Source organism: Nostoc sp. (assembly GCF_036919675.1).
Taxonomy (GTDB): Bacteria; Cyanobacteriota; Cyanobacteriia; order Cyanobacteriales; family Nostocaceae; genus Nostoc.
The window spans coordinates 78,645-105,086 of sequence record NZ_JBALCP010000037.1; the positions used below are offsets into that span (position 1 = coordinate 78,645).

Here is a 26,442-nt window from a genome sequence, read left to right on the forward strand (position 1 = left end):
ACTTAATTTTTCCGTTCACCCTTTTCCAAAGCTTGTTTTACTAAATCATCACTAACATTGCTTACACTCTCAGTTGAAGAATTCCCAACTTCCTTTGCTAACTCTAGAAAATCATCAGGATTACCAGTTGACTGCGCTTGAGTTGTTGTCTCTTGTGGTTTAGAGGTTTGATATTCAGGTGCGGTGGCTGCTTCGGCTGCTGCTGCACCTTTACCTGTGCGATCTACTTCACTAACGCTGAATTGTTGTGCAGTTGCATAATCATTATCAAAATCCACCGTAGGCGCTTTTTCTTCACCACTAGCTATGCTTTCGGCAGCTAATTGTGCATCCTGGGTGGAAGCTTCATTTAAATTGGGCTTCACTTCTTCATCAGGCATAATTAAAACCTTAGGTAAATTTTTTATTGCTGTGGCGATTATAGCAAAGTAAGATGCTGCTTTCTTGCTTCTTGCGGGAGACTTTTACCTCTATTAAAAGGTAGATTAAAGCTGCAATTTTAAATTATTTTAAATCTTTCTATAGGTAGTAGGATTTGATGCTCAAACTTTGGTAAGCCTTAGTTTGGCGTGTAAAATTTCCTTGGAAATAAAATTATGACTGCAAGTTACGATAAAAATATTTCTCAAGCCCAGAGCAATGAAACTCAAAACTTGGTGGATGCGTTTAACGCCTTAGATACCGATGCAAAATTAGCTTGGTTCTATTTGGTTTATAAAAAAATGGGTGACTCGATTACCCCAGCTGCTCCTGCTGCTGCCGAACCAGACTTAGCACCACTTCTGCTAGGAGACTATTTTGAATTATCAGATGAGCAGCAACTAGATATCATGCGGGATATAGTTAACCGCAAAGATACAGAATATTCTCGTGCTTATGGGGCGATCAAAGAAAACAACCAACTGTTAGTTTGGTATGCTTGGGCGGTAGCTATGGGGGATACGGTAGTTGATTTGCCAAGCAGCTACCAGCCAGCTAAAGAAATTAATGATTTGGTTTCCCAAATTGAAGGATTAGAATTTGAAGAACAAATGTCGGTGTTTCGGACAATAGCTGGTGAAGTGGGTTACACGGATGTTAAGCCGATCGCAACGCAAGCAGAAACTGGCAAAACGTCAAGTTTGTAATTAGACTAAATCCATATCCATAACCGTGAAAACAAGAACCCCGACTTCTTTAATAAGTCGGGGTTCTGGGGCCTTCAATTATTAAAAATCAAATAGGCTTGCTATTTAGCTATCTGTTAATGATGTGTTCACCAACCATTTACCGATTATCTGCTCCATACAAGTTTCTCTTTCGGTAAAGCCAAGTTTTTTGTAAAATTGGATAGAATAATCTGTAAACAAATAGACATGCTGACCTTGTAATGTGTCTAATAAGATTCGCATCATTGTGCTAGCAATTCCTTGGTGACGATCAGGTATAAATGTCCAAACATCCACTATGTAAGCATTACAAATACCATTAGATAGTCCGCGAGCAGTGCCTATAATCTGATCGCCTGCATAAGGGAGTGACAAAAAATAAATAAATTATCCAAAATTATTTGTACATTTGTAGGGGCGCAAGGCCTTGCGCCCCTACGATGGGATGTTTTTTTAACTGAGTGTAGCTTTCATCTCCTCCCAATCAACATTTTCGAGATCGCGTTTGGATGTCACCATTGCAGCACAGAATTTGATCGATGTTGAAGTCAGCAAATTAAAAATTTATGACACAGCAAGCTGATTCAAGTCAGAAGGTGTGAGATTGGAGTGTACCACTTGACCATCACGGAACCAAACGATGCGCTGGGTTTGACGAGCAACTTCTGGTTCATGAGTTACCATGACAACGGTGATTCCACTGACATTGAGTTCCCTAAAGATGTCTAACACTTCTTCGGTTGTGCGCGTATCAAGGGCACCTGTGGGTTCATCGGCTAAGAGTACCACAGGACGGTTAACGATCGCCCGAGCGATCGCTACTCGTTGTTGTTGTCCACCAGATAGTTGAGTTGGTTTGTTGTTGAGGCGATTTGCTAAACCGACTCTTGTCAGTGCAACTGTTGCGCGATCGCTTCTTTCTTTTGGGTTGACATTAGCATACACCATCGGCAACATCACATTTTCTAAAGCTGTTAGTTGGGGCAATAGGTGGAATTGTTGGAACACAAACCCCAGTTTTTTATTACGGATGTGTGCCAATGAGCGCTCGTCCATTTGAGCTACATCGAGGTTATCTAAGTAATAACGTCCGCCTGTGGGACGGTCTAAACAACCGATAATATTCATGGCTGTGGATTTACCAGAACCTGAGACCCCCATGATTGCACAATATTCGCCCTGTTCCACAATTAGGTTGACATCATTCAGCGCTCGTACTTCTGTTTCGCCACTACCATAAATCTTGAAAATGTTTTCTAGTCGAATGATTCCTGGTTTCGGTACAGGATTAGGAACCAGGGAATTGGTAATTGAAATAGTGTTTGTCATAAGGAAATAGGTAATCTTGGACTGGGAAGAGAGTAGCTTACCAGTTGTCACTATAGTAACTACTGTCGCTCTGAATATAAACGCTTACCATTTTCTAACGACTACCCTACCAGAGAAATTGATCATGAAAGTTGCTGGAGAGAATCAGGTATTGACGACGATGCAGATACTTTTCTCTCATCTCGCACACACGGTTTCGGATGGGAGGCGGAGGTTAGCAATAACTTCTCTCGACCCTACCAATCCCCCCAATTTAATTGGGGGAGTATGTCAAAATACTTTATAGTCTAAATCCTAAGAAGGAATCTTAAACAAAGAATATCTGCATAGATAAGAGTTAGGCCGCTCATGCTTGAGGGGATGACCGAAAGACAAGGAGGATAAACCAGTGTCCGAGTTTGTAGACAAAGTAGCCATAGTCACCGGCGCGGCGACCGGTCTCGGTGAAGCCATTGCCGTCAAGCTGTACGAAAATGGTGCAAAAATTATCCTTGCGGACATCGACGTCGCCCGGGCGCATGAAGTGGCCGGGCGGCTGGATTCGTCTGGCAAGCGTGCATACGTCATCGAGACAGACGTATCCGATCATCGTGCCGTCGAAGCAATGGTGGCCGGGACGGTGGAGCGCTTCGGTGGGTTGCACATGGCGGTCAACAATGCCGGCTTCACTGGACCACACGAGATCAGCACCGCCGACTATGAAATCGAATGGTGGCATCGCGTGATTGCGGCCAATCTCGGCGGCATCTTCTTCGGACTGAAATACGAGATTCCGGCAATGATCCAAAGCGGCGGCGGGGCAATCGTCAACATGTCGTCGGCTGCTGGCGCAGTCGGGGTCGCTGGTATCGGTCCCTACGTCGCCGCGAAGCACGGTATCATCGGACTGACGAAGGCGGCAGCACTGGAATATGCCAGCCAAGGTATCCGGGTGATCGCAATCGGACCGGGCTATGTTGACACGCCCAATATGCGCGAATTGCCGGAGGAAGCGCGGGCGCAGATGGCCGCCTCGCACCCTTTAGGTCGCCTCGCACGGACCGAGGAAGTCGCGGATATGGTCAGCTTCTTCTTGTCGGAGCGTGCCTCCTTCGTCACCGGCAGTTTCCACCTGATGGACGGCGGCTACACCGCGCAGTAGCGATCGCAGATTCTTTCTTGTTGGGCTGAGTCTGCAAAACTAGAATTAGTACAAATTGTTTCCAAACATCTTGCACTTCAAAGTTAAACCTATGTAATTCAAAATAGAAGAATATTAGTATATCAACTTTTAAAGTCTAGTCTGGATTCTCATACAGCAAATCGAACTCTTACTGTACTTGTATTAAGTCTGGTTTTACAATTAACCAACAAAAACCAGTGTGCAATTAATTATAGGCGAAAGTAAAAGGGACTAGAGATTGCGTAAAGAGCGGAAAAATTATGCAATTTGCTTTGACCCCAAACATATTTTGGAACAAATTTCCCAGTCCTGAGTCCCTAAGTTCAACGCAAACAACGAATCGCCTCTAATAGACCTCTAGCTTTATTCAGCGTCTCTTCGTATTCTTTCTCTGGCTCAGAATCAGCCACTAAACCTGCGCCGGCTTGTACACTCACCGTATTATCATGCACTACCATTGTGCGAATTGCGATCGCAGTATTTAATTGTCCTTCAAAATCGTAATATCCATACACACCGGAATAAACACCCCGCCGACTAGACTCTAACTCGTGGATAATTTCCATCGCCCTAATCTTGGGTGCGCCGCTTACCGTACCTGCTGGGAAGGAAGCTTTCAGTAAATCCCATGCTGTTTTACCAAATGCTAATTTACCCACAACATTGCTAACAATGTGCATCACATGGGAGTAGCGCTCAACTACCATTAATTCGTCAACTTTGACGCTACCACTTTCACAAACACGCCCCAAATCATTCCGCCCTAAATCAACAAGCATTACATGTTCGGCAATTTCTTTAGGATCTTCGAGTAAATCCTTAGCGAAGGCTGCATCTTCATTAATGGTTTTACCTCGTGGACGCGTTCCTGCAATCGGACGTACCGTTGCTATCACTCCACCATGTGGATCAGTTTCAGCTTTCACCATCACTTCGGGACTGGAACCGATGATTTGCCAATCTTGGAAGTTAAAGTAAGCCATGTAAGGCGAAGGATTTATCTGACGTAGGGAGCGGTAAAGGGCAAAGGGGTCGCCTGTGTATGGTGTTGATAGTCGCTGGGAAATTACTACTTGGAAGATATCGCCTGCTTTAATATGTTCTTTTGCTTTTTGGACGCTGGCACAAAAATCAGGGCGGGTGAAGTTGCTGGTGTATTCCTCTGCTCCTCCAGATACGCGACTTCCAGGCGGTTTCCATTCCAATCTGGTTTTTTGCGGCGATAAGGGTAAAGATAGCTTTTCGAGCATTTGGGTGACGCGATCGCCAGCTTGTTGATATGCTGCTTTTAAATCTACTTTGGGGTCACGTAAATCAGCATAAGCGATCGCCCAAATTTTCCGCTTTACCTGGTCAAAAATCAATAAGTGGTCTACCTGCATCCACAACCCATCAGGAATATTTCGCTCATCTGGTGGATAAATTGGCACGCGCGGCTCAATCCAGCGAATTAATTCATAGCCCCAAAACCCAAATAACCCGCCAATTCCTGGCGGTAGCTGTGGTAACTTAACTGGGTTATAAGGTGCTAAACATTCGGCTAAAGCTGTAAAAGGGTCGCCTGCAAAAACGACCTGCGAACCATCGCGGTTTGTCTGTGTCGTGCGATCGCCCCTTGCTTCCAAAACCCAAACCGGATCACAGCCCACTAAACTATAGCGTCCTAGTTTTTCTCCGCCTTCTATCGATTCCAACAAAAAGCTATAGGGCTGACCTGCACAGACTTTATACCAAGCAGATACTGGCGTATCTAGGTCTGCTACCCATTCTTGATATACCGGGACGAAGTTGCCTTGTTGCGCTAGGATGCAAAACTGGGAGAAATCCGGAAAAATCATTATTTTTAAAAGGTAATTGGTAATTGGTAATGGGTAATAGGTAATTCTTTTTATTACCAATTATCCATTACTAATTACCCATTAGCCACTAAAGCTAGTTATGGAGCGTCGTAGGTATAAACACCGCTAAACTTAAGTTTAGCGGGACTGGGGTTTTCTCCGATCCGACGGTCTACATAACGCACTATGTCACGACCTTGCTTCACCTTTTCGGGGAATTCACCATCAGCTGGGTGAATTAAAGTGGTTTCTCCATTGGGTAAAATCCGGTAAATTTTGTAATCTGTAATTTTGAGTTTCCGGAGTTTCTGACCGCCCAAAGCGATGCCATATTCTTTACGAGCTATATACAGCAGGTTTTCACCTTTCCGCATAATAGCGGCACCACCTGTAGGCAATTCAAATACTTGCTCTTTCGGGCTAGTCCAAGTGATAGCGTACTTTTCTTCCACTTCTGCTTTTCTGAGCAAGCCACCAGTGCTGCCAGCAAATAGCGGGGTTTGTCCAGAGAGTGTTTTTTCTGCCATATAAATATTCTCTCAACGTTTTTAGGGAATCCTAACACCGCAACCAGGATCATATTGCGATCGCGTCATAGACTGTAACAGTTTTTAGTCTTTTAGTCATTTGTCATTAGTCAAAAACCAATGCCCCATACTTCTCTACGAGACGCTACGCGTAGCTTGCTTCCCCGCAGGGGTACGCTCAGTACAAGTGCCCAATGCCCAATACTATTTACTCTTGACTTTTGTCCGCTTTTCCTCATAGCTATTCTGAACAATCGGGATGGTGAAGTGAAACTGACTACCCTGGTCTTTGCCAGTTGACTCTGCCCAAATTTCCCCACCCCAGCCATTAACAATTTGACGGCAAATCGCTAAACCAAGTCCAGTTCCGCCAGTGGTGCGGCGTAGCGCTCCCTCTTCTTGATAGAAGCGGTCAAAAACTACTTCTAAACGATTCGGTTCAATGCCGCGTCCAGTGTCAGCTACAGTCACCTCGATCATTTGATTGTTGTGAACTGCTTTAATAGTGATTTCTCCTTGGGGTGGTGTAAATTTACAAGCATTGTCTATGAGTTTTGCCAGTACCTCTACCAGCCAATCACCATCAGCTCTAACCAAAGGTAAGTTTTGGGCAATTTGAGTTTTGATTTTGGGCGGCTTTTCCGTTGAGGAACGCGTGCGATTTTGGCTAAGTGATAAATCCACACACTCTTGTAAACTGAGGGATTCTGGATGCCATTCCACCCGACCGCTTTCTAAGTTGGAAAGTGTGAGGAAATCTTGTACCAGTTTTCGCATCCGCTCTGAGTCGGAAAGAGCAGTGTTGAGCATGATCTGCTGCAACTCCAAGGGCATATCCGGCTCACTAGCAAGACTTTCCAGGCACACTTGAATTGTGGATAGGGGGGTACGCAGTTCGTGCCCGGTAATGGCTATGAGGTTACTGCGGGTGCGGTCTAGGGCTTCTAGCTGCTGGTTAAGTTCTTCTAGGTTGGCGTAAGCTTCCGCTTGGATGAGAGCTGCTCCCACTTGGGTAGCGATCGCTTTTACCAAATCCAATTCCCCAGGTTGGCACTCGTGCGGTGGCATTCGGCAGTAGTGCAACTCCACGATGCCCAATAATCGCCCCTGATAAAATACTGGTTCCATCAGCCAAGAACGAATGGCAAACTTTTTGGCAATCAAGGAAAGTCCCGGTGAATCGGTAACGCGAGAGTCAATCAGCGTATCGCTTACACAAAGACCTTCGCCTTGTTCCACTATGTCCTGAAATAGAGAATTTTTCTCTAACTCCCAGGTTTGCCCACGAACAGATAAAACACCAGGAGTCAAAAACTCGTGTTCTATTATGGCTTGGCTATCTGTGGCTTGAGCGCGGTAAATTAGACAGCGACAAGCTTCTAGGTGTTGTCCTAATTCTTGTGCCGCCACCTGGAGAACTTCGTGAGGATCGAGCGATCGCCGAATGGCAGTGCTAATCGTATTGACTAATCGTTCTTTACGTGCTTGAGCAGCAATTGAACGGTAGGCTTTGTGCAATTTATACTGGCTAGCTTGCAAATAAGTTAGTAAGCGCTGCACAAAGGGATCAGTATCGATGTCACAAGCATATTCGTTGATCTGTTCTGCTCCAGAGTAGCTTCGCGGCTCTTTGATGCCAAACCTTTGGCATCCCTCCTCAATTTTGCTTGCTAGTTCAGGTCTGTAAACCAAAATCCTGTCTAAGAGCAATTCGGCTGCTTTGAGGCTAACTCCCCTTTCCGATGTCCAAATCCCCTCAAATCTTCGCGCTGCGTCTATATCCAGATTCGGGCTTAGTTCCGGTAGTTGCTTGTTTTTGGCAATAGAACCAAGGCTTTCCCGGCAAACCAGACAAGTCGCGTAATTGTCAGCAATCACTATCAAATGCCACTCTTGGCTTAAGCCATCATTTGGCTCAAAAGCTACCCTTTCGTAGTGTTCTGAACTATTGGTAAAATTGGTAAAATCAGTTTCTGGAGCAGATAATACGTATACTTGATTACTTCGTAAGGCTAGTCGCTGGTAGCGATGAGCTTCTTGGCGGTAGAATCGCTCTCGCTGGAAACTAGCAATTACAAGGGGTTGGGCTAAAGTCCCAGCCAAAACTTGATCTTCCATCGCGTGGGAGAGCGCCGTTAGTGAAGCCTTGAAATATAGCTGGGACCGCAAGTAGGGTAGGGACTTTAGCAGATCACTCAGCACAGAAGTTGAAATGCTCATGAATTATCGTTTAACGCCCAATCTCAACAAGATCCACGTCACAGCTGCATTGTACAAATTACAAGGGGCTTTCAAGTTAAATAGACTAGTTGCAATATGTAAAGAACGCTAAAAAGCACTTTTCACCAACGTAAACGCAACACTTTGTTACTAACTAGCAGGAGCGCGTACAGCTTCATTTACAGAAAGTCGGCTTGTAGTCCATCTCTTCAAGGGGTGGAATCAACCGCTCGACTTGGGGCATGGGGCATGGGGCATGGTTTTTTCCAATGCCCAATCATCCAATGACCCTGAAATCCCACGCCATCAGGCAGTGGAATGAGGTGAAAAAGATGTTTCAAATCATCCGCTACTATGCCCAATATACATTCTCGACCAGCTTTGCCATCTGCTTGTACAGGCAAAATCTTTCAGCGCTAAGTACCAAATAATTAATTACTACTAACCACTGATCATTGATTGATAGTCCACGCGACTTTACCTACATTGATTTATGCTCACTAAAGAAATTTTCTTACCCAAAAAACATTACTGCTACATTCACATAATTTAATCCATAATTAGTGATTAAATTTAATCAATTAATTCTTTATCATAAATTTGTCTAATCAAATACCAAAGATATTTAAGACAAAATCGTATAATAGTAGAGAACAAATGCTCTCTACATCTAACAAAAACTGTAAATTTCGCCTTTTGCTGAGTATACTATATGTCTTGTGTCTTGAGAAAGTTGAATGACTAATGAATTATCTCAAAATCCTCAGTTTTCAGTCTTGACTTTAGACTTATAAAATATAAATTTCTCAAAATTTACTTATATGGATTTGAGCGCTGCTATTTTGTCAACAGTATGTAAGGATTACTTTGGCTAGAATAGCTCAAACGAGTTTTAGAGAGCAGATTTTTTTCGGAAGTTGTGAGCGTCAGCGACCTCTACTCAAAAGACCACAAAAATCTAGACCTGTACACGGAACTTTGACTAATGACACCGGATACGCTAATGACCACGGAAAAAATTTTCCTGGATGGAAAAACTTTTATTCCTGCCGAACAATTACCGATCCCGGAGTGGCCATGTGTTGTGAGTCAAAGGCCACAACCGACACTGACGGTAAAAGATGATGATTTATTTTTTGTAACAGATACTATCGGGAACATTTCTGGCTGTTCCCTCAACGATGGTAATCCCAGCATGGGACTGTTTTGTTGTGATACGAGATTTCTCAATCGTTTGGAGTTGCAAATTGAAGGGCGATCGCCTGTACTCCTCAGTAGTACTGCTGAGAAAGGGTTTTCACTCTCAGTTTTGTGTACCAACCCCAGAATCGACGAACGCCTGAAAGCCGACACTGTAGGAATTCGCCGGGAAATCGTGCTGAATGGGGCACTATTTGAAGAAATAGAGATATCTAACTACAGCACAACTATCGTCAGTTTTGAACTAAGCATCAGCTTTGATGCAGATTTTCTTGATTTATTTGAAGTCCGGGGCTATGACAGAGAAAAACGAGGTAGGCTTTTACGTTTAGCGGAACCGACAGCTGAAGAAGGAACATTTTCTCTCATCGATGGCGTTTTGCCTATACCCAAAGAGCCACCAACTTTTAGGGAAGAATCCTTAACACTCGCCTATCAAGGTCTGGATGGGTCGGTGATGGAATCCCGTATTCTATTTCAGCAGCGACAACCAAACTATTTCAAGGGTTACACTGCGGTTTGGCAGCTAGAGTTGGCTTCTCACGAAACTCAAAAGCTGGGCTACCGAGTGAATATGTTGAAAAACAACCAGTCCAGTTCAACCGTGAGCGCAGCTTTCACCTTAGGACAGGCGAAAGCTGCTGAGTTTATGGAGAAGCAAAACTGGGTACAGCAAATTACACGCATTAGCTCAGATAAGAATACCTTCAATCGAGTGATTGAGCGGGCTGAACAAGATATGTATTTGTTGCGCCAGTCTTTTGGTAAGCATAAGACTGTTTCTGCTGGAGTGCCGTGGTTTTCTACACTATTTGGGCGGGATTCGCTGATTACAGCTTCCCAAACCCTGATGTTAAACTCGCAAATCGCCAAGGAAACCCTGATACTACTGGCGACATACCAAGGTCAAATCGACGACGAATGGCGCGAAGAAGAACCGGGTAAGATTTTGCACGAGTTACGTTTGGGAGAAATGGCTCGTTGTCAAGAAATTCCCCATACACCTTATTACGGTACAGTTGATGCCACTCCGCTATGGCTGATGCTGTATGCCGAACATTATGCTTGGACTCATGATCAAGAACTTTTAGAGCAACTTTGGCCAAATGCTCTAGCAGCAATGGAGTGGATCGATCGCAATACCAAACAAACCAGCTACCTCAGTTACTTCCGTAAATCCAAACGCGGTCTTGTTAACCAAGGTTGGAAAGATTCTGGCGACTGTATTGTAGACCACAAGGGAGAATTAGCCAATGGCCCAATTGCCCTTTGTGAGGTGCAAGCTTATGTCTATGCTGCAAAAATGCGCCTAGCAGAAATAGCTAAGATGAAGAAGCGGCTTGATTTGGCAGATCGTTGGCTAGAAGAAGCTAGAAGTCTTAAGGTTCGTTTTAATCGAGATTTTTGGGTGGAAGACCAAGATTTCTGCGCCTTAGCTTTGGATGGAGATGGCAAGCCTGTAGACAGTATTACCTCAAATCCAGGTCATTGTCTACATTTGGGCCTGTTCACACCCGAAAAAGCCTATAGTGTAGCAGAACGCTTGCGGGCACCAGATATGTTTAATGGTTGGGGCATTCGTACCCTGAGTAGTTTGTCACCTGCCTACAATCCAATGGGGTATCACATTGGTTCAGTTTGGCCCCATGATAACGCTCTGATTGCAATGGGATTGCGATCGCTTGGTCTAATCGATCAAGCCCTAGAACTTTTCCAAGGTTTATTCGACATGACTAGTCGGCAGCCTTACCAACGTCCTCCAGAACTTTTCTGCGGCTACGAACGGAACGGTGATAATGCCCCTGTGCAGTATCCAGTTGCCTGTACTCCCCAAGCTTGGGCTACTGGTAGTATCTTCCAACTGCTGCAAATGATGGTTAACTTGGTGCCTGACGCTCAAAATAACTGCTTGCGAATAATCGACCCCGCTTTACCAGAATCGATTAATCGCCTGTCCTTTCATAATTTGCGAGTCGGCCCCACCATCCTCGATTTAGAATTCGAGCGTTCTGGAACTACGACTGCTTGTCGCGTTGCCAGAAAACGGGGTAATCTTCGGGTAGTTATTGAAGCTTAGAAAGAGTAGGGAGTGGGTAATTCACCACTTCCTATTTTATGCTTGGTGCGATGCGATCACTCGACGGCATATAACGCCTACATTGACAGTAGCGGCTTTCGCCTGTCAGATGGACTAGGTTGTTATGCCACCGTTTCAGCATCGAATCTTGCAATCTCAGCGATCATCAAATAAGTTTGAATAACGGCTAGACGCGCTTCCTCGATAGTCACATTCTCGTGAACACCTTTGCAAGCCTTCTCATAAACAACATCTAATCTTGCCGCTAAATGTTCAATTTCTGAACTTAGAATTGCTGTTGTGCTTTGACTTTGAAGCCTTTGCTCCAAAAAAGCAACTATCCTATTTTTATACTGCTCTTGACCTACTTTTCTACTTTTACCTTTTCCATCTACATAGCTATCCTCAGATGCAGAAAAAATTGCATTTGCTACAGACATCAAAAGGCGACGACAAGAAGTTAATGCAGCTGATCTTGATTCGGCATCGTCTTCTCTCATACGCTCATTTATTGCAACTAATTTCTCCGCAGCTTCAGGACACTTGGCTCGGATAAAAATATCAACATCCTCACGGGCTTGCTCAAAAATATCTTGTGCAACATCGCTGAACTCAATAGCTATAAAACATTCTGTAGCATAACTATGAATAGAACCTTTAAGGGCAGAGAGTAGCGACGCATTCTGCTGATATGCTGACTTTATGCTATCGAGTAAATTAGCCTGCTTTGACATCAATTCTGCTGTAGCTCTTGCGACAACGAAGTTTTCTGCTACAGCCAAGGGTTGATTTGCATTGAAACTGGATAGGGTTGCTTCATCTGCTCTACAACGAGCTTCCAACGAAGGCAAACTAATCTTCCAATACTTTTTATCAGTTAAACGTCCTCCGGATTCTGCATATCTTACACATGTACCAAGTTCTGAAAATGAAAAGTTGTCAGGATAGCCTTTAAGCTCAAAATCTAGTCATTTTTGTGCGTCAGAGTCCCTCTGTAAACGGGCAAGCTTCTTAGCCTTCATTAAATATCGTTCTACTGACAAGTCTTGACTCTCCATCTCGTTAAGCAACTCTCTTGCAGTAGAACGCGCCTCATCAATTATTGAGCGAATAGTGATCTGAATATCTTTTCCCGTGGGCATTCTAGTACCTTCCGTCCAAACTCCATTACAATCTAAGATATGAGCGAAAATAAGAATTAGGACGCAAATATTCGATCAATCTTTGAAGTTGACTTGGCTTTATAACGTGAACTAATAGCTTAAAACTGATTTCCTAACTAATCACCTCGTAGCAGTTTGACGTAATAACAGAGATCACCAAAAGTAGTGCCTCATCGATAATTATTAAGAAATTAGTGGAGTGATTTTTATGCCAGTACAATCGCCTCGAATCACTCCTGACTCCTAAGAGTGTTACAAAAAATAAATAAGCCAAAAACCGTCATTGCGAGTGAAACGAAGTGTAGCAAAGCAATCTCAAAGTCTTTGCGATTGCTTTATTACGCTTCGCTCCATTCGCAATGACAATTGGGCATTTTTTTACTTGGAGTACTCTAACTTTTACGCTTCCTCTGAATTTTCTCTCTTATGTCCTGGGGATGCTTCGTAAAGTGCATCGAGATGTTGACGCGCATCTTCAACGTTAATCGAACGCATTACCAAAAGTGGCTCTTTAATTAAGTTGCCCGCGCTATCTAATAACTCTGGATGGGGTACAAACTGTTTTTTTGATGAATAATAACCATAGTTGCCTTGATTATTCATTGCCGAGGAATTCGTCGGGTAAGTTCTATCCCGATCAAAACTGAACATGATCAGGTTACGAATTAAGTTGCCAACAGCTATAAATGCAAGGATTGTAAAAGCAAGAATGTAAAGCAGGTGTAACATTAGATTTTCCTCCAAGACAGGAATTTTTAAAACTTTATTTTGATTTTGTAACGCTTTGCTTTGCCGATACTGTGACTCACAGTTAGGACGAGTATTTAACGCGCTCTTTTATGTGCGCTTACATTTATATGGAGCTATTTGTCAACCGTTATCCAACTTACGGTAACATAGGATACATTATTTTGTTAATCCAAATAATGTTAAGAAATTGTTAAGATTTTTTTACTATCTCTTTAACGACTGATCTAGCATTTTGTCGTTACACATCGCTAAGTAGTCTGCCAAAATTTAGCAAATGCTCCCATCTGCTGCTTAGACTTCATGCACGCCCTTGACGGAAGCGCATTGCCACATTCCAGCATTCTGTTACTAGTTGATGCCAAGGCATTATCGTTGCCATATCAATCCCGACTTGTTTATCAGTTGCAGTAAATAGCATCTTCGCCGTATTTAGTTCGTCTTGCGCTTGCTTAACCCGCAAGAGCAAGTCAGATTGCTCTTGGTCACTCAGAAATGATAGCTGCTCAGTTTCGAGTAAATGGCGCGATCGCGTAAACCAATGCTGAAAATCTTCTAGCAGAGGTTCTAAAACCGTTTTCAGCAACTCAGGCCCTGGTACATTTGAGTTTGACATAAATGAGAACTATATTTCCAACTTGCTTACTAATATTAACGTTCTTTATGTTTCTTAACATTTTTATTATTTCTCTCATAATTCAAAAGATGTAAAAATGTGTAACAAAGAACACATAACTTATTATATAGTGTTGATATCGGGTTTGTACACTTCCTTTGGAAAGGCATCTATAGGTATAGCTGACACCGAGTTGCAATTCATCAGATAATTTAGCGATCGCCTGGAATCCTGAGTTTGACACTCAGCTAACCCATCAAAAATTTATCTTCATCCCCAATTTATCTTCATCCCCGATGAGAAATTAATTCAGTAGTTGGAAGAGAAAGCCGAACTGGCAAAAATCAAAGTCGTTATAGTTGAATAAGCCTACAGATTCAGATAAATCACCTTTTGTAATCACTTCGCCAATGGTTCAGCAGCCAATGTCGCCAAATTCATCAAATCAGTCAGAACAAGTTGAAAAAATTTATTTACCGCGTACCAGCGAATCGGAGAACTTAAAAAAGATTCGCCACACTGCTTCCCATGTAATGGCAATGGCAGTACAAAAGCTGTTTCCCAAGGCACAAGTTACAATCGGCCCTTGGATTGAAAACGGTTTTTACTATGACTTCGACAATCCAGAACCATTTAGCGAAAATGATCTCAAAGCCATCAAGAAAGAGATGGTGAAAATTATCAATCGCAAACTGCCAGTTAGTCGAGAAGAAGTCAGCCGCGAAGAAGCCGAACGCCGGATTCAGGAAATTAAGGAACCTTACAAGCTAGAAATCCTGGGAGATATCAAAGAGGAACCAATCACGATTTACCACCTGGGGAATGAATGGTGGGATTTGTGTGCGGGGCCTCATCTGGAAAATACCAGTGAATTAAATCCGAAAGCAGTTGAACTAGAAAGTGTTGCTGGTGCTTATTGGCGTGGGGATGAAACTAAAGCCCAACTACAACGCATCTACGCCACCGCTTGGGAAAGTCCAGAACAACTCACTGAATATAAGCGACGCAAAGAAGAAGCGCTGCGGCGAGATCACCGGAAACTGGGTAAGGAACTAGGATTATTTATATTTTCTGACCAAGTGGGGCCGGGTTTACCTTTGTGGACGCCCAAAGGCACTCTGTTGCGGAGTACTTTAGAAGACTTCCTGAAGCAAGAACAGATAAAACGGGGTTATTTACCTGTAGTAACACCTCACATTGCCAGAGTAGATTTATTTAAAACCTCTGGACATTGGCAGAAATATAAAGAAGATATGTTCCCTTTAATGGCGGATGATCAGGAGTCCGCAGCCAATGAACAGGGCTTTGTCTTGAAGCCGATGAATTGCCCTTTTCACATCCAAATATATAAGAGTGAGTTACGCTCCTATCGGGAACTACCTTTGCGATTTGCAGAATTTGGTACTGTTTACCGCTACGAACAATCAGGGGAATTGGGCGGCTTAACGCGGGTGCGCGGTTTTACTGTGGATGATTCTCACCTATTCGTTACCCCAGAACAGCTAGATAGCGAATTCCTCAGTGTGGTGGATTTGATTTTGTCGGTGTTCAATAGTCTGCAACTGAAGAACTTTAAAGCTAGACTCAGTTTCCGCGATCCAGCTAGTGATAAGTATATCGGTGACGATGAAGTTTGGGACAAAGCTGAAGGGGCGATTCGCCGTGCAGTTGAAACCTTGGGGATGGAACACTTTGAGGGAGTTGGGGAAGCGGCTTTTTATGGGCCAAAACTTGACTTTATCTTTAGTGATGCTCTAGATCGGGAGTGGCAATTAGGAACTGTGCAGGTAGATTACATTTTGCCAGAACGGTTTGATTTGGAGTACGTTGCTGAAGATGGTGTTCGCAAACGTCCAGTAATGATTCACCGTGCGCCTTTTGGTTCACTGGAACGGCTAATTGGGATCTTAATTGAAGAGTATGCGGGTGATTTCCCTTTGTGGTTAGCGCCAGTGCAAGCTAGATTACTGCCAGTGGGTGATATACAGGTAGACTTTGCTAAAGATGTGGTGACGAAAATGAGAGCGTTGGGCATCCGTGCAGAAGTTGATACCAGTGGCGATCGCTTGGGTAAACAGATTCGCAATGCAGAGAAAGAAAAAATACCTGTGATGGCTGTGGTGGGAGCTAAAGAAGTGGAAACCAACACCTTGAGTATCCGTACCCGCGCTTCTGGGGAATTGGGAGTCATCCCTGTAGATGAGGTGGTGGAGAAGATGAAGGATGCGATCGCTAAGTTCGAGAATTTCTAAAATCTAACCGCAGACGCACACTAATCACAATTGGTGTGCGTTTTGTTTCGTAGGGTACAGAGGCTAGCTGGTAGGTTTTGGCAAAGGTGCGATCGTAACGTATTTACAGCTATTTTCAGGTAAATAGACCACGCGGTAGGGGCACAGCAATGCTGTGCCCTTACGACAGATGTGGTTCAAATACATGAAAACTGCTGTAATATGACGTCAGTTCCACGAACCTCTCCCTGGCTTGAACTAATTTCAAGTCTGTGCCTTTGGAAGTCGGAGAGGGACGGTTTTGCATAATAAAACCTCTTATATCATGTCCGCTTGATTACTTATTAAACCCCAAGAACCCCACCCCACCAAAGCGTAGCTGTCTCCCCAAAGCTCATTAATGGAGTTCAAAGACTCGTTAACGGAGTTCAAAGACTCATTCACGAGGATCAAAGACTCGTTAACGGAGTTCAGAGGTGGATTCACGAGTATCAAAGACTCGTTAACGGAGTTCAGAGGTGGATTCATCCAGTTCAAAGACTCGTTAACGGAGTTCAAAGACTCATTCACGAGTATCAAAGACTCGTTAACGGAGTTCAGAGGTGGATTCACGAGTATCAAAGACTCATTTTAATTTTAACTCTTCACCATATCTGGAAAGTCAGAAAGTATCACAGACAACAAAACCTTTCTCAATCACCGCACTCAAGAAAACTTTTTGAGTTATTCAAGATTGATAAGATTGATTCAAACACTTGTGGAATCTGCTCTTCCTAAACAGACTGGACTTGAACAGACTGGACTTGCATAAATTACTATCAACAATTTTTGACTGACATCATGAACCGCTTTACCTCTATTTTGCTTGCAGGCTTGATAGCATCTGCATCAGCTTTGGGTATTTCTCCAAAAGCTGATGCTAATACACGAGTGGATTATCTTGCTGGGTTAGATGGCTACGGCTATCAACACAACGATGATGGTTACTACGAACGTCAGAGTCGTCACCACAGAAATGATGATTATGAACGTGAGAACGATCTTCTCAACATTCGTGACAATAACTATCGCTATGAGCGCGAAAATTATCGCCGCCATGACCGCGATTATAACCGACGCTATGAGCGTGAAAATAACCGCCGCTATGAGCGCGAAAATAACCGCCGCTATGAGCGTGACAATAATCGCCGCTATGAGCGCGAAAATAACCGCCGCTATGAGCGCTATAATAACATTCGCAACAATCGTGATAATAACAACCGCTATCAGCACGATCGCGACTACGGTCGTGGTTAATCCCTCCGCCTTCATTTATTAAGCTTGGTTCCAGGTGAACTGAGCATTGATTCTACTTAGCGGTAGGACAGACACAATCTCTTTTTGCACTCATTCCAATATCTGACTTTTCACTCTTATCTAGAAAACCTCGCTTCCATTCCCTAGTAAGAAAGCTTGCTCAGGGATTAGGTTTAGCGTGAATTTTTCTATATAGCAGTCCTAAATCATTCGTGAAAAGTTAGATCCCCGACTTCTTGAAGAAGTCGGGGATCTAGACACCGCGAATGACGTGAAAAGTCAGATTTTTATTAAATAAACAATTTACCCTCAGCCTAGAAGTCTCTTTCTTACTTACAAATTACAAACTTGTATTGAGCGCACTTGTACTGAGCGTAGCCGAAGTAGCCGAAATATTACGAATTACACCCTTGGGCGCAACAATTGCACGAAGGTATCACTCACAGTATGGTCTTTGGTATCGGCGGCGTATTGAACTAATTTTTCTTTCAGTTCTTTGGCAGCATCTAAAGCCAGTAAGTTTACTAGCAAAAAGTATACACCCCGAAAACGGGAGTCGCCCATGTGGTCAATCAGCCGATTTTTAGCTTCATTTTTCTCGCCGAGAAAGTTCTGCACTAAAAAGAAATCCATAATCTTGTCGTGGCGGAAATACCATTCTCTCTTGGCTGCACCTTCTTCGTTTTGCCACTGACGGCTGACGACCATTTTATATTTCTCATCTTCTAAAGACTGGACTACCTGCTGAAATTTATCTCCAGGTAGCGCCTGTTCATCGTTGAGCCGCATTTGATAAACAGCATCGGAGAATTTTTTTAAGGGAAATTCCTGGTTCCACTCTTGCAGGTATTCTGCTGCCATCAAATTATATTGCTGTTCTTGCAGGTGAAACAGGTCGGGGTATGCGCTTTGGGAGATCATTAATGCCACAACAGTTAAATCCATTGGGTTAGAGAGAACCCTTTGATTAGCAGTTAATTCCTCAGATGATTGCTGGTTGCTAAAGGCTTGAGTTAAGTAATTATTGCAGGCTTGTTTGTAATCATCACCTTGTACTTTCGCATCTTTGGGCAATCGTGGCTGACGGGAAAGCAAAAATTGCTGAATTTGGGCTGGCTCAAGGGGCTGTAATTTATATATCTTGGCTGTTGAGGGTGGTATCCACTCTAGGGGCTGGGTGGTCATGATGATGTTACCCCGGAAATAGCTTTCGACAAACTGGCAAATTTTAGCCCTAGTGTCGGCTGTGACTTCGTTGAGTCCGTCAATGCAGATATCTAAGGCACCACTGTAAATTAAATTCTTGAGAAAATCAGCATCTTGTGCTTGCCCGTGCAGCTTGGCTTGAATTGCTTCAATTACCCCCTTGTCGCACTTGCGGTTCCCAAGAGACTTTTCTAGCAACTACAGCAATTTGCTTTGCTAAGTCTTGGTGTAATCGTGCAAAATCTCGACTAGGTTCCCAGACTTGGGCAAATATTTTGAGAGTTTTAACACCTTGATCATGGCTTAATGAAGCAGGAATCGTTTTAGTCTCAGGAAAGCCCAGCCATATAAGCAGTCTTTTCACATCATCACTGCCACCAGCCAGTAAATATGTCAAAGCAATAATCAAAGTGCGATCGCTTCAAGATCGAAGAAGCTATCCGGTGTGAACTACCTGCTGTTGCATGATTCAACCCCAGTCCATTACTTTTTTTATAGATAGATGTCTAGGTAACAGACGCATTGTAGAAACGCTTCGCGCCGCAGGCATCACTATCAAAATCCATGACGAACACTTTGACAAAGGCGCTCAAGATGTGGACTGGTTGCCAGAGGTCGGCAAAATGGGCTGGGTTGTTTTGTACCAAAGATGGCAAGATTAGCAACAATTTATTAGAAAGGATTGCTGTTGCACGCGCTCAGGTCAAGATGTTTATATTTGTTTCCCAAAGTTTATCAGGGGCAGATATGGCCGCAATTTTTCTCAAAGCAATTGTGCCGATGCAAGAATTTGTTCGGAAACATCCTGCTCCATTCATTGCGAAAATCTATCGTGATGCAAGTATTGCCCTATGGAAAGACAGTCAGGCGCTTGTAGAAGAATTAGAACGGTTTTTTTAGATTGCGCGATCGCCTTTTTTGGATACTTAAGCGTCCAATCAAGTAGGCAGATAAGAGCGATCGCTTTTTAATTTGGTGTAGATGCTTAGGCATGGTTGAAGCCAATTCGTAATCAGGCTAGAATACTCGCTAACACTGCGCTAACGTAATCAGCTACGCGCCAGCGAGTTGAACTGATCAACTCGCCACCCACATTAGAGTTCAATTAACTTGAAACCCCAAGGTTTGAGAGCCGCTTCAGCTATTTCTGAATTTACACCTTCATAAGCCTCCCATTCCAACGGATGCTCTTTCGGATGTCCGTCGCCGACATTACCTGCAACTTTGATGATCGAACAGTTGGCGATGCGATCGCGCTCCAATGCTTTTGGAATTGCTAGTTCGATTTTGTGCCCGACAAACTTCGCTGTACTTTCATTGGCTACAGATTCACGGATTAAACAAATATCACCAGCAGTCCCCCAAGTAGTTTGGTAGATGTGGAGGAACGATATATAGGTTGCTGGTTTGATGGATCTTTTTAGAACTTGCATTATCTGTAATCCTTACACTATGAGTGAAAAATCATATGAGTATTTTCTATCACCTTCGTAGGGAAGAATGTTTTTAACTCACATTTTGCACCTAGCCCAGGCGATTAGAAACCGCCTGGTGGAATAGATGTGAAGCTCAACAGGGCTATTTCATTCTCCGAAAAGCCCGCCTCAGAATGAATTCACCAGTTTAATAGCGAAAGTAGTCTTTAGACAACTGAGAAAAGGTTATATTCTGTTAAAACAGACTTTGATCGTTCCTAGTCAGAGACTAGGCCTAAAATAGGGCTGCTGCCTCCCACACAATCCGCAGCAGCCCAATCAGGTGCATTATCCTTCTTTAAACCTAGAAACAAGATAACGAGCGATGCCTACGGCGGGCTACGCCTACGCTAGATGTGAAACTCAAAACACGATAATCGCCCACATACTAACTCCCAACCCAATCGCTGCTAGGTGTTGCCAAAGGAGCGATCGCACTGGTTGCTTGGCAATCTTTTGCGTTAATAAGATAGTCATCAACACTGAGAAAATTATCGTTGCACCTTGCAAAAAAGCAATCACAGCCGGGTGAGCAACCAATATTGGCAATTGTTCACCACTAAAACCAAGAGTAGCAAAAGTAACGGGTAAAATTCGCCCACCTTCGCCTAAGCCCAAACGCAGATAGTGAGCCAAGTTTCCCCCCAAAACTAATGGTAGATAGCCATAGGCAAGTTCTACAAATGCTCGAGGCTTACGGTTAAAGTTGAACACTTGGAGCAAGCCATAAGCCGCAAAGGTAAAAATCGCTGGGATAATTAACACTAAGAGCGATAATCCGAAGTGCTGCCAAAACTGAGTTAAATCCAGTTGTAACCCTAACCAAGATTGCAACTCTGGCAAGCGATGCAGATATATACCACCCAACAGCAAATACAATAATGCTACTTCATAGCTGCGGGGTACATGAGTTGTCCACAGTTCAATTCCAGGGGGACGCAAGTTGAACTCAACGGAACGATGGGGACAGGCTTTCAGGCAAGTCATGCACAGGACGCAATCTCTGTTATCTTCTAACTGTGCTGGGTGCGAGTATAAAGGACATCCATTCGTTTCCATCCCTTCGCCCTTTTGCTGCCCACCTTTATAGCACTGATACGTGGTACAACTGGCAGAACAAATACCTTGCTGTGCCCGGAGTTCCGTCATTGAAAGTTTGGCAAATAAACCATTCATCCCGCCGATGGGACAGAGATACCGACACCAAAACCGCCGCTCAAAAAGAGCAGAGAAAATCATTGCCCCAGCGGTAATTAACAGCAGCAAACAAGCGCTAAGATAAGCGGTATTTTCTAAATGCCAGAGTTCTTCCCATAAGAAAATTAGGGAGAACAAACCAAACATAAACCATCCGCCCCATTTCTCAGCTTCCTGTCTGGGCCAACGCTTGAGTTTTCGAGGCCACAGCCATAGAGATAACTTTTGGGTAATTTCCCCGTAAATCATGAAGGGACAAACAGAACACCAGATACGTCCCAAAAAGGGAAAGAGAAATAAGAAGAAAGGCCACCACCAAGCCCAAAAGAAATTTAATACGAAATTGCGATCGCGGGTTTGCGGGCCAATAAATAACACTGCAATAATAATTGCAAAAGCCGTTGCAGTAAAGCCATAGTTAATGCGATCGGGCCACCACGGACTACGTAAAAATTGCCGCAAACGCGGATAGGCATTTAAAAGATTCACCCGAAATCGTTTTTTCTTAGTTTCGGCTGGCCAGAAAATTTCTTCTGTTAATTCATTCGCACCCTCCGCTTGCACGATCGCTCTTTCTACTAGATTTTTTAATTCCTTGAGGTTCCCAGGAAAATCATAGGACTGGAGGCGACGCAAAGCTTCTGGGGTGATGTGCGGTTTCGGAACGCCTCTAGCCCGAATGTAGAGACTGGTATAATATTCAACCTGTGCCTGAACATCGGTTTTCCGCACCCGGAGCGGTGGTACTTTAATAACGTGACCAACAGAACGTTCAATTGTCGGCTGAGTTTTTTCTGAAACAATCAGAATTCTGGCTTTACTGGGGTAAGGTTCAGGTGCTGGTTCTCCCGAACGAGCCACGGGGGTATATGTGCCAGTTTTGAGCAACTGCGTCACGGGAGGTAATAATTCTCCGGGCAATTCTTGGATGTTGTTGAGAACTAGAGTCCCTTCTCCCAACCATTCCAACAGTCCTGGTTTACCGCCTGCGCGACCGAATAAATCTGCACCGCTCGTTTGGAGAATACCACAATTTACTTTAATAATTGGTTCTCGCCGTTTTGGAGAACCGAAGTGGATCAGGGCTGCTATATTGTCTTTTTCTAAACCTGGTTCTCCAAAAATATCCACTGATTTGCGGTCAGCAGCCGCTTCTCGAATTTGTTCCCGCAGCCGCACAGCATAGCGACTTGTACCGATAATTCCGCGTTGTGCTTTGGTGACTAAATATGGTCGCAAAGCTACTGATCGTTCTTGTTCATAGCCAAGTGCAGATGTGACCTGAGCTAATTCTTGAGCCAATTGACGCGAAAAAGCCTGAGCAATTTCGGGGTATTGGGTGGCTAATTCCCGAAATTTAGCAGCAGGCACAACCCACAAGTGACATTCTGTTACCGTAGTAATTGTGAATGGAGTTAATTCATCCAACAGCAATTCTTTGAGTTCAATCACTGCTCCGGGAAGAAATCCACAAGCTAAGGCTGGATTGGTTTCATTGGTGCTATTGCTTTCGAGTTGACCTTCGACAAGAATATAAAGTGCTTCTGAAGGAGTGCCTTCGCTAACTAAGTCAGTTTCGGCACTCACTACTTGTTCTTCAATTACTTGAGCGATCGCATCTAACACTTCAGGCGAGAGAATTCCTAAAGTCGTTCGTTCTTGTAGCCATGTAACCGTTTCTGGAGATGTCATATTAAGTTCTCCGTGTAGGCTGCTGTATAAGAAGAATTATCCCTGAAAGCGGATGTCAAAATATCTGTGTTCAGTTGTTGTGCATTAATACACAATGTGCAATGTTTGTTCTTGCTCTTACAGCTGTTTTCATTTATTTGAACCACACCTGTCGTATGGGCACAGCATTGCTGTGCCCGTAGGGCGTGGTCTATTTACCCGAAAACATCTCTAAGCTAAAAACCTTTGTATTACACTCGTATTGAACGTAAACTAATTTTGATGCAAATGATGAATTATGGCACTATATCTAGACTCAGCGATCGCATCTGAAGCTGAAGTTGTTAAGCTTTGGGGATGGGTGAAAGGCATTACAACAAATCCCACGTTGTTGGCTCAAAGCGATACCCCACCAGAAACCACGCTCAAAAAATTGGTTGCCTTGACTTCCGGCCCGTTATACTATCAACTTGTGGCATCTGATAAAGCTGGGATGCTAGCTGAAGGCAGAAAAGCTTTCGAGATTATTGGTTCGCAAACAATTTTGAAGATTCCTGCAACACCGTTAGGTTTTGAAGTGGTGGCGAGTCTATCACCAGAGATTACCTGTTCAGTGACAGCGATTTACAGTGCAGCACAGGCAGCAGTAGCACGGGAAGCAGGTGCTAAAATTGCCATAGCTTATGTAAATCGCGCTACGCGGTTGTTAGGTGATGGTATTGCCTTAATCCGGGATATGGCTAGCGTCCTCCAAGGCAGTGATACTGAAATCTTGGCAGCTAGTATCAAATCTCCTGAAGAAGCAGCCGCCTCATTGCAAGCTGGGGCAGATCATTTGACTTTACCACTGGCAATGTTGCAGGCGATCGCTACTCATGAATTTTCACAAAAAACTGTTGAAGAATTCGCTAAAGGAGGCATCGGCTTAACGATTTAAATATTGTGTCATATATTCAGTCCTACTTTCTTGAATCTTGAATCACCTAATTTACGATGTTGAAATTTTGGATAATGGAATTGTTGGCGCAGCCTCTCGTAGAGAAGATTTTTGCGTTCCATTATTTACAGCTATTTTCAGATGAAATAGACCACACGGTAGGGGCACAGCAATGCTGTGCCCCTACGACAGATGTGCTTCAAATACATGAAAACTGCTGTAATGCATGTTTTAAACTTGCTAATTTAAACGCCAGAATAAATCTATTATCCAAAATGAATTGACTTTTCAAGTGACTTGATTGCTGGGGTCAATCTAAAATCCAAAATCGTTCGACTGAGCGAAGTCGAAGTAAGCCGAAGTCCAAAATCCAAAATTGGTTGATTTATGAGTTTGTCAGATATCCCTAATCTCTGGGTTCCTTTAGCACTTTTAGGTTTAATTGTCCTAGCTGCTATATTTTTTAGTCGGAGTTAATCTGTGACAACTCCAAGATTGAATTCCCACCTTCGCAGTGCAAAATTAGCTAATTCCTCTACTTATCTTCCTGTGTGTTTTTTGTCTTGAAAAGTTCCGTTCGTCCCTTCAGTCCTCTTAAAAATTTCACCGTTCGTGTTTTGTAGAAAGGGAAGGGAAACGGCGTTTGTGTCGGGCTTGCAGACTCATACCGAGCAACACACAGGCAAATATGGCGGTTGAAAGCAGCACTACACTGGCTCCAGAGGCGATATCGAGGTAGTAGCTGAGGTAAATCCCCACAAAGGAAATTGCTGCTCCTAGAATGCCAGAAATAATCATCAGATAACCAAAGCGATCGCTCACTAATCGGGCAATTGATGCTGGAATTACCACTGCTGAAATAATTAGTGTCACCCCTAACACATTCAGTGTTGCCACCAGTAAAGTTGCTAGCATCAAAGCAAATAAAGTATCCATTGCAAAAACAGGTACACCGTGAACCTGAGCAACTTCTCGGTCAAAACACCAAAACAGCAATGGGCGATAAAACAAGAAAACAAGACTGAGTAAGACGATCGTCACACCTGTCACCACCCACAAATCATTAGGGGAAACCCCCAATACATTGCCAAACAAAGCGGCTTCAAAGTTTTGGCTAAACTTACGATAGCTGCTGATCACAGCTACTCCCAAAGCAAAGCTAGCAGTTGTCACAATCCCAATTGCTGCATCCGAGTAGACTTTGCGTCCAGTCAGATATTGAATCAACAAGGCAGCTGCAAAACCCCAAATACCAGAGCCAATGTAAAAATTCAAGCCCAGTACATAACTCAGCACAGCTCCACCCAAAATCGCATGAGATAGACCGTGGGCAATGTAACTCATCCTGCGAGTTGTAATATAAACTCCCATAATGCCGCATAATAGCCCCGCCATCATGCCTACTAAAATCGCACGGCTAAAAAATTCGTAATGAAAGGGTGTGAGTAAAAAATCCATATAAAGTATTTAGGATTGCTGAATTCGAGAATGAATTAGTCTTTTTTCTTTGGCTCCTGGAGCGTGAGCTTTTGATACTGTCAATCAGCAACACTAAGTATTTATCTTAAGCAGACTTCGAGTCAGATCGCCGTAGTGCGTCGGGCAAATTATCTTGCATTTGATGGCGTACAGAAGTACCGCCACTAGCGATTAAGATTCGGTCTTGTTGGTAGAAAACCACCATTTCTCCACCAAAAGTCTGCTCAAGGTTGGCGGGAGTGAAGATATCGATTGGTTGACCTTGGCTGATTAAACCGTGGTTGAAACAAACTACCCAAGGCAAATGAGTAGCTACTGAGTTGAGATCATGGGTGGAGAGGATAATTGTCAAACCTTGCTGATTCAAATCAGCTAATAGGTGCAAAAGTTCGTGTTGAACGTGCAAGTCTGAACTACTAGTAGGTTCATCTAAAAGAACGATTTCCGGCTCTCCTACTAAAGCACGGGCAATGAAAACCCTTTGCTGTTGACCACCGGATAGATTACCGATGGGTTGATGGGCAACATGGGCAACGCCGACGCGTTCTAGGAGTTCGCTGGCTACTTGGCGATCGCGTTTTGAAGACCAAGGCAGCATTTTCTGTTTTTGGTAACGCCCCATCATTACCACTTCCAGAGCCGTGACTGGAAAAGTCCAATCTACTGTTTCCACTTGCGGCACATAGCCCACCAAAGGCGGTGCTAATCCAGGCTTTAAGCGCTTTCCTCGAAACCAAATCTCTCCAGTCCAAGGAATCACCAACCCTAAAATCGCTCTAATTAAAGTGCTTTTACCACTGCCAGAAGGCCCCACCAAGCCGGTCAGTTGACCAGGGTAAAGCGTCAAATTAACACCCGTAAAAACTGGCTGGGTTTGGTAGCCACAAGTCAAATTTCTAACTTCAAGTATCGGTTCCATGCAC

25 protein-coding genes are annotated in these 26,442 nt (G+C 43.7%); 8 read left to right on the forward strand and 17 right to left on the reverse strand.

Going from position 1 to position 26,442, the window contains the following annotated elements:
- Positions 1–2: 2 nt before the first annotated feature.
- Positions 3–380 (reverse strand): hypothetical protein, encoded by a 378-nt coding sequence (locus V7K49_RS06820; RefSeq protein WP_335204967.1) that lies wholly within the window; start codon positions 378–380, stop codon positions 3–5.
- 216 nt (positions 381–596) lie between these two features.
- Between V7K49_RS06820 and V7K49_RS06825 the strand changes: the two genes are divergently transcribed.
- Positions 597–1,127, forward strand: a complete 531-nt coding sequence (locus V7K49_RS06825) for an orange carotenoid protein N-terminal domain-containing protein (protein WP_298914922.1) — start codon at positions 597–599, stop codon at positions 1,125–1,127.
- A gap of 105 nt (positions 1,128–1,232) precedes the next feature.
- Here the strand turns inward: V7K49_RS06825 and V7K49_RS06830 are convergent, their stop codons facing one another.
- Both V7K49_RS06830 and V7K49_RS06835 read right to left on the reverse strand, forming a co-directional pair.
- Entirely contained in the window at positions 1,233–1,523 is a 291-nt protein-coding gene (locus V7K49_RS06830) for a GNAT family N-acetyltransferase (protein WP_335204968.1), read from the reverse strand.
- Between the two features lie 189 nt (positions 1,524–1,712).
- Positions 1,713–2,477 carry an ABC transporter ATP-binding protein gene (locus tag V7K49_RS06835; protein WP_335204969.1) on the reverse strand — a complete coding sequence of 255 codons (765 nt, stop codon included), beginning with the start codon at positions 2,475–2,477 and terminating at the stop codon, positions 1,713–1,715.
- Positions 2,478–2,865: 388 nt separating this feature from the next.
- Between V7K49_RS06835 and V7K49_RS06840 the strand changes: the two genes are divergently transcribed.
- Positions 2,866–3,618 (forward strand): SDR family NAD(P)-dependent oxidoreductase, encoded by a 753-nt coding sequence (locus V7K49_RS06840; RefSeq protein WP_335204970.1) that lies wholly within the window; start codon positions 2,866–2,868, stop codon positions 3,616–3,618.
- 344 nt (positions 3,619–3,962) lie between these two features.
- On the opposite strand, the gene trpE is transcribed toward V7K49_RS06840, so the two are convergent.
- The 4 genes from trpE to V7K49_RS06860 all read right to left on the reverse strand — a co-directional run bounded on the left by trpE (position 3,963) and on the right by V7K49_RS06860 (position 8,628).
- A complete protein-coding gene (gene trpE, locus V7K49_RS06845; RefSeq protein ID WP_335204971.1) occupies positions 3,963–5,477 on the reverse strand; it encodes an anthranilate synthase component I in 1,515 nt (504 codons plus the stop codon).
- 98 nt (positions 5,478–5,575) lie between these two features.
- Positions 5,576–6,004 (reverse strand): photosystem I reaction center subunit II PsaD, encoded by a 429-nt coding sequence (locus V7K49_RS06850; protein ID WP_334869151.1) that lies wholly within the window; start codon positions 6,002–6,004, stop codon positions 5,576–5,578.
- A gap of 204 nt (positions 6,005–6,208) precedes the next feature.
- Positions 6,209–8,224: a DICT sensory domain-containing protein gene (locus V7K49_RS06855; protein ID WP_334869149.1), complete on the reverse strand. Its 2,016-nt coding sequence runs from the start codon at positions 8,222–8,224 to the stop codon at positions 6,209–6,211.
- 209 nt (positions 8,225–8,433) lie between these two features.
- A complete protein-coding gene (locus V7K49_RS06860; RefSeq protein WP_334869147.1) occupies positions 8,434–8,628 on the reverse strand; it encodes a hypothetical protein in 195 nt (64 codons plus the stop codon).
- 581 nt (positions 8,629–9,209) lie between these two features.
- On the opposite strand from V7K49_RS06860, the gene V7K49_RS06865 reads away from it, so the two are divergent.
- Complete coding sequence (locus V7K49_RS06865) at positions 9,210–11,501, forward strand: amylo-alpha-1,6-glucosidase (RefSeq protein WP_335204972.1); 2,292 nt, start codon at positions 9,210–9,212, stop codon at positions 11,499–11,501.
- A gap of 122 nt (positions 11,502–11,623) precedes the next feature.
- Here the strand turns inward: V7K49_RS06865 and V7K49_RS06870 are convergent, their stop codons facing one another.
- The 4 genes from V7K49_RS06870 to V7K49_RS06885 form a co-directional block, all read right to left on the reverse strand.
- Positions 11,624–12,283, reverse strand: a complete 660-nt coding sequence (locus tag V7K49_RS06870) for a hypothetical protein (RefSeq protein ID WP_335204973.1) — start codon at positions 12,281–12,283, stop codon at positions 11,624–11,626.
- 186 nt (positions 12,284–12,469) lie between these two features.
- Positions 12,470–12,643 carry a hypothetical protein gene (locus tag V7K49_RS06875; RefSeq protein ID WP_335204974.1) on the reverse strand — a complete coding sequence of 58 codons (174 nt, stop codon included), beginning with the start codon at positions 12,641–12,643 and terminating at the stop codon, positions 12,470–12,472.
- 420 nt (positions 12,644–13,063) lie between these two features.
- A complete protein-coding gene (locus V7K49_RS06880) occupies positions 13,064–13,393 on the reverse strand; it encodes a DUF2973 domain-containing protein (protein ID WP_298914881.1) in 330 nt (109 codons plus the stop codon).
- 319 nt (positions 13,394–13,712) lie between these two features.
- On the reverse strand, positions 13,713–14,027 hold the full coding sequence (locus tag V7K49_RS06885; RefSeq protein ID WP_335204975.1) for a DUF2605 domain-containing protein: 315 nt from the start codon (positions 14,025–14,027) through the stop codon (positions 13,713–13,715).
- 410 nt (positions 14,028–14,437) lie between these two features.
- Here V7K49_RS06885 and thrS point away from each other — a divergent pair, with 410 nt between their 5' ends.
- Both thrS and V7K49_RS06895 read left to right on the forward strand, forming a co-directional pair.
- The gene (thrS, locus tag V7K49_RS06890; protein ID WP_335205123.1) at positions 14,438–16,279 is read left to right on the forward strand and encodes a threonine--tRNA ligase; all 1,842 of its coding nucleotides are present in this window, start codon (positions 14,438–14,440) and stop codon (positions 16,277–16,279) included.
- Positions 16,280–17,086: 807 nt separating this feature from the next.
- Positions 17,087–17,554, forward strand: a complete 468-nt coding sequence (locus V7K49_RS06895) for a hypothetical protein (protein WP_335204976.1) — start codon at positions 17,087–17,089, stop codon at positions 17,552–17,554.
- A gap of 402 nt (positions 17,555–17,956) precedes the next feature.
- Here the strand turns inward: V7K49_RS06895 and V7K49_RS06900 are convergent, their stop codons facing one another.
- Positions 17,957–18,958: a hypothetical protein gene (locus V7K49_RS06900; RefSeq protein ID WP_442948646.1), complete on the reverse strand. Its 1,002-nt coding sequence runs from the start codon at positions 18,956–18,958 to the stop codon at positions 17,957–17,959.
- Positions 18,909–19,169 (reverse strand): hypothetical protein, encoded by a 261-nt coding sequence (locus V7K49_RS34585; protein WP_442948647.1) that lies wholly within the window; start codon positions 19,167–19,169, stop codon positions 18,909–18,911. Before V7K49_RS34585 ends, V7K49_RS06900 begins: the two co-directional genes overlap by 50 nt.
- A 55-nt stretch (positions 19,170–19,224) precedes the next feature.
- On the opposite strand from V7K49_RS34585, the gene V7K49_RS34590 reads away from it, so the two are divergent.
- Positions 19,225–19,422, forward strand: coding sequence for a hypothetical protein (locus V7K49_RS34590; protein WP_442948648.1), 198 nt, complete (start codon positions 19,225–19,227; stop codon positions 19,420–19,422).
- A complete protein-coding gene (locus V7K49_RS06905) occupies positions 19,325–19,660 on the forward strand; it encodes a hypothetical protein (protein WP_335204977.1) in 336 nt (111 codons plus the stop codon). Before V7K49_RS34590 ends, V7K49_RS06905 begins: the two co-directional genes overlap by 98 nt.
- 194 nt (positions 19,661–19,854) lie before the next feature.
- Here the strand turns inward: V7K49_RS06905 and V7K49_RS06910 are convergent, their stop codons facing one another.
- Positions 19,855–20,193 carry a hypothetical protein gene (locus V7K49_RS06910; RefSeq protein ID WP_335204978.1) on the reverse strand — a complete coding sequence of 113 codons (339 nt, stop codon included), beginning with the start codon at positions 20,191–20,193 and terminating at the stop codon, positions 19,855–19,857.
- A gap of 405 nt (positions 20,194–20,598) precedes the next feature.
- Positions 20,599–23,124, reverse strand: a complete 2,526-nt coding sequence (locus tag V7K49_RS06915) for a sigma 54-interacting transcriptional regulator (RefSeq protein WP_335204979.1) — start codon at positions 23,122–23,124, stop codon at positions 20,599–20,601.
- Positions 23,125–23,401: 277 nt separating this feature from the next.
- Between V7K49_RS06915 and V7K49_RS06920 the strand changes: the two genes are divergently transcribed.
- The gene (locus V7K49_RS06920) at positions 23,402–24,040 is read left to right on the forward strand and encodes a transaldolase family protein (protein ID WP_335204980.1); all 639 of its coding nucleotides are present in this window, start codon (positions 23,402–23,404) and stop codon (positions 24,038–24,040) included.
- Positions 24,041–24,643: 603 nt separating this feature from the next.
- On the opposite strand, the gene V7K49_RS06925 is transcribed toward V7K49_RS06920, so the two are convergent.
- Together V7K49_RS06925 and V7K49_RS06930 are read right to left on the reverse strand one after the other, a co-directional pair.
- Positions 24,644–25,498 carry a metal ABC transporter permease gene (locus V7K49_RS06925; protein WP_335204981.1) on the reverse strand — a complete coding sequence of 285 codons (855 nt, stop codon included), beginning with the start codon at positions 25,496–25,498 and terminating at the stop codon, positions 24,644–24,646.
- Between the two features lie 106 nt (positions 25,499–25,604).
- The gene (locus V7K49_RS06930; RefSeq protein WP_335204982.1) at positions 25,605–26,438 is read right to left on the reverse strand and encodes a metal ABC transporter ATP-binding protein; all 834 of its coding nucleotides are present in this window, start codon (positions 26,436–26,438) and stop codon (positions 25,605–25,607) included.
- Positions 26,439–26,442: the final 4 nt, after the last annotated feature.